At 64.6% G+C, this 6,687-nt stretch carries 2 protein-coding genes; both read right to left on the reverse strand.

The window, feature by feature from the left end:
* On the reverse strand, positions 1 to 2,132 hold a 2,132-nt coding region (locus tag ACYAS9_RS21905; RefSeq protein ID WP_463570406.1), incomplete at its 3' end, for a condensation domain-containing protein.
* Positions 2,129 to 6,687, reverse strand: a 4,559-nt coding sequence (locus ACYAS9_RS21910; RefSeq protein WP_463570407.1) for an amino acid adenylation domain-containing protein, incomplete at its 5' end; no start/stop codon positions are given. The genes ACYAS9_RS21905 and ACYAS9_RS21910, both read right to left, overlap by 4 nt.

Here is a 6,687-nt window from a genome sequence, read left to right on the forward strand (position 1 = left end):
GCTAAAGCCGCTCCTACGACGGACCGCATTTTTCGCGTAGGAGCGGCTTTAGCCGCGAAGAATTCACCACGGTCCAGATCAATAACCGGCACAGCCAAGTCGGGCAAGCGTTCGCGCAATGCGCCGAGGGTCAGCACCACCTTCGGTGCGCTGTCACTCAACAAATAGGCCACACGCTCCTGCGGATGCGCCGGGTCGACCGGCACATAGCCGGCGCCGGCTTTCAGGACGCCCAGCAACCCGACCAGCGTTTCCAGCCCACGCCGGGCGAACACCGCCACCCGGTCGTCCGCCTGAACGCCCAGCCCGATCAAGTGCTGCGCCAGCCCGTCGGCCTGCCGGTTCAGCTCGGCATAGGTCAGCGACTGGCCCTGGTACACCGCCGCCACGGCGTCTGGCCGTGCCTGAGCCTGCTGCTCAACGCGCCGATGAATGCTCAAGCCCTGCGGATAGTGCGCACGGGTGGCGTTGAACCCTTCCAGCACTTGCGCCCGTTCGGCCGACGGCAAGATCGACAGGCTGTTGATTGTCTGGCCTGCGCCCTGCTCCAGCGCCTCGACGATTTGCTCCACGGCACGCACCACGTAATCACAGACCCGTTGCCCGTCGACCTGCGGGCTGACCAGCAGGCTCAGGCTGAAATCGCGGCCCAGGTCGTCGATGCTCAATGTCAGCGGAAAGTTGGTGCGCTCCTGGCCGCGCAGGGTTTCGATCCCTTCCCAGGCCGCCAGGGTCTGGGCGCTGGCGGTCTGCTTGCTGCCACTGGCGCTGTGTCGGTAGTTGAGCAAGGCGCTGAACAGCGGCGCCGGGGCCGGCACGCCGCTGCACCGTTGTGCCAGGGCCAGCGGCGCGTGTTCGTGGCGCATCAGGGTGGTCAGCCGCGCATGCGTGGCGTTCAGGGCGGCGGCCAGCGCTTGATCGTCTATGTCGACGCGCAGCGGCAAGGTATTGATAAAAATACCCAGCGCCCGGTCGGTGGCTTCGGCGCCCTGCAAGCGCCCCATCAACACGGTGCCGAACACCACGCTCGACTGGCCGGTGACGCCACTCAACACCCGCGCCCATGCCAGGTGAAACAGGCTGGCAGCGCTGACGCCTTGCTGCCGCGCCTGGGCGCGCAGGCGCAGGCTCAGCGCGTTTGGCAAGGCCTGGTGAAATTCTTCGATAGCGCTGCCGTCGCCCTGTACATCGTGCAGGCCGAACGGCAGGGTCGGCTCATCGAGGGCACCGAGCATCTCGCGAAAGAAAGCCTCGTGTTCCTGCTCGCTGATGCCCAGCCGCGCTTGGGCCACATAGTTGCGAAACGGCACCGGCTTGCCCAGTTGCGCGCCCTGACCGCTCAGGCAGGCCTGGATTTCATGGCGCACCACGTCCAGCGCGCTGTGGTCCAGGGCCATGTGGTGGAACAGCAACAGCGCGACGATTCGCTGCGCGCTTTCATCCCAGGCATGCGCCAGGTGCAGCAACGGTGCGCGGCTGACATCGAGGCGGTAATGGCGGCTGTCGAACCGTGCGTTCAGGCAAGCCATTGCATCCTCACCGGGCGCCGGCTCAAGGCTTTCACGCCGCAGTTGCGCGCGACGCCAGACCACCTGCACCGGCGCCGGCAGGTCTTGCCAGAGCACCGCCGTGCGCAGAATGTCGTGGCGGTCGATCACCACTTGCAAGGCCTGGGCAAAGGCTTCAAGGCGCTCGGCACTGGCGAAGGCAAAGCGGGTTTGCATCACATACGGATCACCCTGAGTGGCGCTCAGATGGTGGTACAGAATGCCTTCCTGCAACGGCGCCAAGGGGTAGATGTCCTGCACATTGGCCGCGCCGCCCGGCACGCTGGCGACAATCGTGTCGATTTCGGCTTGTTCAAGGCTCAGCAACGTAATCATTGCCGGTGTAATGCGCGTCGCCTGTGGCGCAATGCCGTTGGGCGGCACCGGCACCGGCCCGCTGACACCGGGCGTGTACTGCCCGCTGCGGATCAGCGCCAGCAGCGCCGGCTTGTGCTCGCGCAGCAACGCCAGCATGCCCGGCTCGCTGAGCGCCTGTTTGTTGCCTTGCACCACCAGTTGGTCATCCTTGAGGGCCAACTGAATGTCCCTGGCCTTCAAGGCCGTCAATACGTCATTCAGGCTCACAGAACGATCTCCATTCTTTCTGTCATTGCGGCATAGCCGGCCAGGGTCGGTTGCTCGAACAACGCCCTGACATCAGCCTCGATTCCTTCCTGCTGCAGACGCCCGATCAAGGTCACCGCCAGCAGCGAATGCCCGCCCAGCTCGAAAAAGTGATCCTGGCGGCCGACCCGCTCGACACCCAGCAACTCGGCCCAGAGCCGTGCCAGGGTGATTTCCAGCTCGCCCTCTGGCGCTTCGTATGTGCGGGTCTTGATCGACTGTGCATCGGGGGCCGGCAAGGCCTTGCGGTCCAGCTTGCCGTTAGGGCTCAGCGGCAAGGCTTGCAGGTGGACAAAGGTCGCCGGAACCATGAATTCCGGCAGGGTTTCCAGCAAATGCGCACGCAGTGCGTCAATGTCCAGCCGTTCGGCGGCGGTGTAATACGCCACCAGCCGCTGATCACGGGCAAAGACGACCGCCTCGCGAATGTCAGAGCGCTCGGTCAGGCGCGCCTGAATCTCGCCCAGCTCGATACGCAGGCCCCGGATCTTGACCTGATCATCGTTGCGGCCCAGGTATTCGATATTTCCATCGGGCAGATAACGCGCTATATCGCCGGTGCGGTACAGCCGGCCTTCGCTGAATGGGTCGTCGAGAAAGCGCTCGGCATTCAGCTCCGGGCGGTTCAGGTAGCCGCGCGCCACCTGCACGCCGCCGATGTACAGCTCGCCGACCACGCCCAGCGGCATTGGCTGCTGGTGGGCGTCGAGGATATACAGCCGCGTATTGGCGATGGGTTTGCCGATGGGTGTGTTGTCCGGCGTCTGTTCGATAGGGCCGGCGCAGTTCCACGCGGTGACATCCACCGCCGCTTCGGTCGGACCATAAAGGTTATGCAGTTCGCTGTCCGGCAGTTGCGCCTTGAAGCGCCTGACCAGACTGCCGGGTAAAGCCTCGCCGCTGCAGATCACTCGTTTCAGTTGAGGACTGGCCGTGGTGTCGTCGTGGGCCAGAAACACATCGAGCATCGAGGGTACGAAATGCAGGGTGGTGATGTTTTCCTCGGCAATCACCTGCTTCAGATAAGCCGGATCCTTGTGCCCTTCGGGTTTGGCCATGACCAGCCTGGCGCCGGTGATCAACGGCCAGAAGAATTCCCAGACCGAGACATCGAAGCTGAACGGGGTCTTTTGCAAGACGGTATCGGCGGCGGTCAGGCCGTAGGCGTCCTGCATCCATAGCAGGCGGTTGACCACGGCGGCGTGTTCGTTCATCACGCCCTTGGGTTTGCCGGTGGAACCGGAGGTGTAGATGACGTAGGCCAGATGGCTGGCGTCCGCTATCGCGGGCAAGCCCTCTTCCATAAGGGCTGCGTCAGATTCAATCCAGATCAGCGGCACCTTCACATTCGGCAACAGTGCGTGCGTGGCTTCATGCACCAGCACCACCACCGGCGCGCTGTCTTCGAGCATGTATGCCAGGCGCTCTTGCGGGTAAGCCGGGTCTAGCGGTACATAGGCGCCACCGGCCTTGAGGATTCCCAGCAGACCGATGACCATCTCCAGCCCGCGCTCGACGCAGATCGCCACACGGTCGTCCGCCTGCACGCCGCGCTCGATCAGCGCATGCGCCAACCCGTTGGCCCGCGCATCCAGCTCGGCATAGCTCAGGCGCAACGCGCCCGCCTGCACGGCAATGGCCTCGGGTGTGCGCAGCACCTGGGCCTCGAACAGTCCATGCAAGGTCTGCTCAAGGTCATACGGCACAGCGGTGGCATTCAAGCCCGCCAGCAACCGCTCACGCTCCTCGTCCAGCAGCACCGGCAGGTGTTCGACCGGCCGGTGCGGCGCGTTGGCCAAGGCTTCGACCAGTCCCGCCAACGCCTGCTGCATATAGCCGCACAGCCGCTGGGCGCCGATGGCGGCCGGGGTCAGGACGGTCAGCCTGAAACCATCGCCCATATCGTCGGCATTCAGGGTCAGCGGGTAGTTGGTGCGGCCTTCGTGGGCCAGGGTGACGATGCCTTGCAGCGCCTGTTGCTGGCTGGCGTGGTTCTCGCTGTGGCGAAAGTTGAGCATGGCGCTGAACAGCGGCACCGGCGCGGCCACGCCACTGCAACGTTGTGCCAGCGCCAGGGATGCGTGTTCATGGACCAGCAGCGCGCTGAGCCGGGCATGGGTGGTTTGCAGCGCCGCCCGCACGCCCTGACCTTGCAGGTCGATGCGCAGCGGCAAGGTGTTGATGAACATTCCCAGGCCTCGATCGGCACCGGCGCCGCCCTGCAAACGGCCGAGCAGCACGGTGCCGAACACCACGCTGTCGCGGCCACTGCTGGCGCCCAATACCCGCGCCCAGGCCAGGTGGAACAGGCTGGCGGCACTCACCCCGGCCTGCTGCGCCTGGCGCCGCACTTGCAGCGCCAGCGCCTCGGGCAGGGTCAACTGGAACTGCTCGATGTCCACGCCATCGCCCTGCACGTCCTGCAGCCCGAACGGCAAGGTGGGCTCGTCGATATCGCCGAGCATCTCGCGGAAAAACGCTTCATGTCCCTGCTCGCTGACCCCGTGACGCGCCTGCACCACGTAGTTGCGGTATGGAATGGCCTGGCCCAGCGAGGCATCGAGGCCCAGCAGGCTGACCTGCATTTCCTGCCGCACCACCTCAAGCGCCGTGTGGTCCAGCGCCAGGTGATGGAACAGCAATATGGCCACCAGCCGGTCGTTGGCCGGGTCCTGGGCGTAAACCAGTTGCACCAGCGGCGCCTGGGTAATGTCCAGGCGATGATGACGGGCATCGAAGCGCGCCTGCAATTGTTCAAGTACATCGCGGGTCGAATCGGCCGGCACCTCGGTCAATGGCAGCCCGGCATGACGCCAGACCACTTGCACCGGCACTGACAGGCCCTGCCAGAGCACCGCCGTACGCAGAATGTCGTGGCGGGCGACGACCGTGCGCAATGCCTGGGCAAAGGCGTTCAGGCGCTCGAGACTGTCGAAGGCCAGGCACGATTGCAGCAGGTACGGGTCGCCCTGGCTGGCACTGATGTGGTGATAAAGAATGCCCTCCTGCAACGGCGCCAAGGGGTAGATGTCCTGCACATTGGCCGCACCACCGGGCACGCTGGCAACAATGCGCTCGATACTGGCAGGGTCCAGGTCCACCAGCGGCAGCATGGCCGGGGTAATGAGCTGGCAACCCTCGGCAATCAGGTTGGCCGGCACCGCGACTTCACGCCCGCTGCCTACCGCCGCCGCCAGCGCCGCCAGGGTCGGCTGGTTGAACAACACCCGAACATCGCTGCTCAACCCGGCCTGACGCATGCGCTCGATCAGGCTCACGGCCAACAACGAATGGCCGCCCAGTTCGAAGAAATGATCATGCCGCCCGACCCGCTCGACCTTGAGCACCTCGGCCCAGATCTGCGCCAGCGTGGTTTCGGTCTCGCCTTGCGGTGCCTGGTATTCGCGGCTCAGCAGCGCGTCCTGGCCAGGGTCCGGCAGCACATTGAGGTCCAGTTTGCCGTTGACCGTCAGCGGCCAGCTGTCGACACGCACATAGGCGGCCGGTATCAATGCGTCCGGCAAACGACCTTGCAGATGACTGCGCAAGGCCTGGATATCGACCTCGTCTGCAGTCGCGGTAAACCAGACCAGCAACTGGCCGTCGCGCACCAGCGCCACGGCCTCTTTGATTTCGGGGTGGCTGGCCAGCGCGGCCTCGATTTCACCCAGCTCGACACGCACGCCACGGATCTTGACCTGATCGTCATTACGGCCCAGATACTCGAGATTGCCATCGGCCAGCCAGCGCACCAGATCGCCGGTTTTGTACATACGGGCGTTGGGGAGTGGGTTGAACGGGTCTTTGAGGAAGCGTTCGGCGCTCAGGTCCGGGCGATTCAGATAGCCGCGGGCGACGCCGGCACCGCCGATATACAACTCGCCAGTGACACCGATCGGGACTGGATTTTGCTGTTCATCCAGCACATAGGCCCTGGCGTTGGCCATGGGTTTGCCGATGTGCAGCGGCTGGCCGGCTTGTACCGGGCCTGAGGTCGCAACGACGGTGGCTTCAGTCGGGCCGTAGTTGTTGACCACATTAAAGCGCTGGTTGTGCGGAAACTGGCGCAGGCGGTCGCCGCCGATCAGCAAGGTGCGCAGGGTCGGGTGCGGCGTGTCGTGGTTGAAGGCGTACTCGGCGATGGGCGTGGGCAGGAAGCTGACGTCCAGCGGCTGGGCACGCCACCAGGTCAGTAAGGCATCAATGTCCTCGGCACCGTCCTGGGTCGGCGCCAGATGCAGGGTGGCGCCGCTGCACAGGGCTGGCCAGATTTCCCAGGCGGTGGCATCAAAACCGAAGCCGGCAAGGTTCGAAGTGTGGCTGCCGGGTTTCAGGTTGAAGGTGGTGCAATGCCAGTCGACAAGGTTGGACAGGGTCTGGTGTTCGACCATGACGCCTTTAGGTTGGCCAGTGGAGCCGGAGGTGTAGATCACGTAGGCCAGTGTGTGGGTGGCCTTCGCGGCTAAAGCCGCTCCTACGACGGACCGCATTTTTCGCGTAGGAGCGGCTTTAGCCG

This window comes from Pseudomonas sp. HP_08 (genome assembly GCF_055284095.1).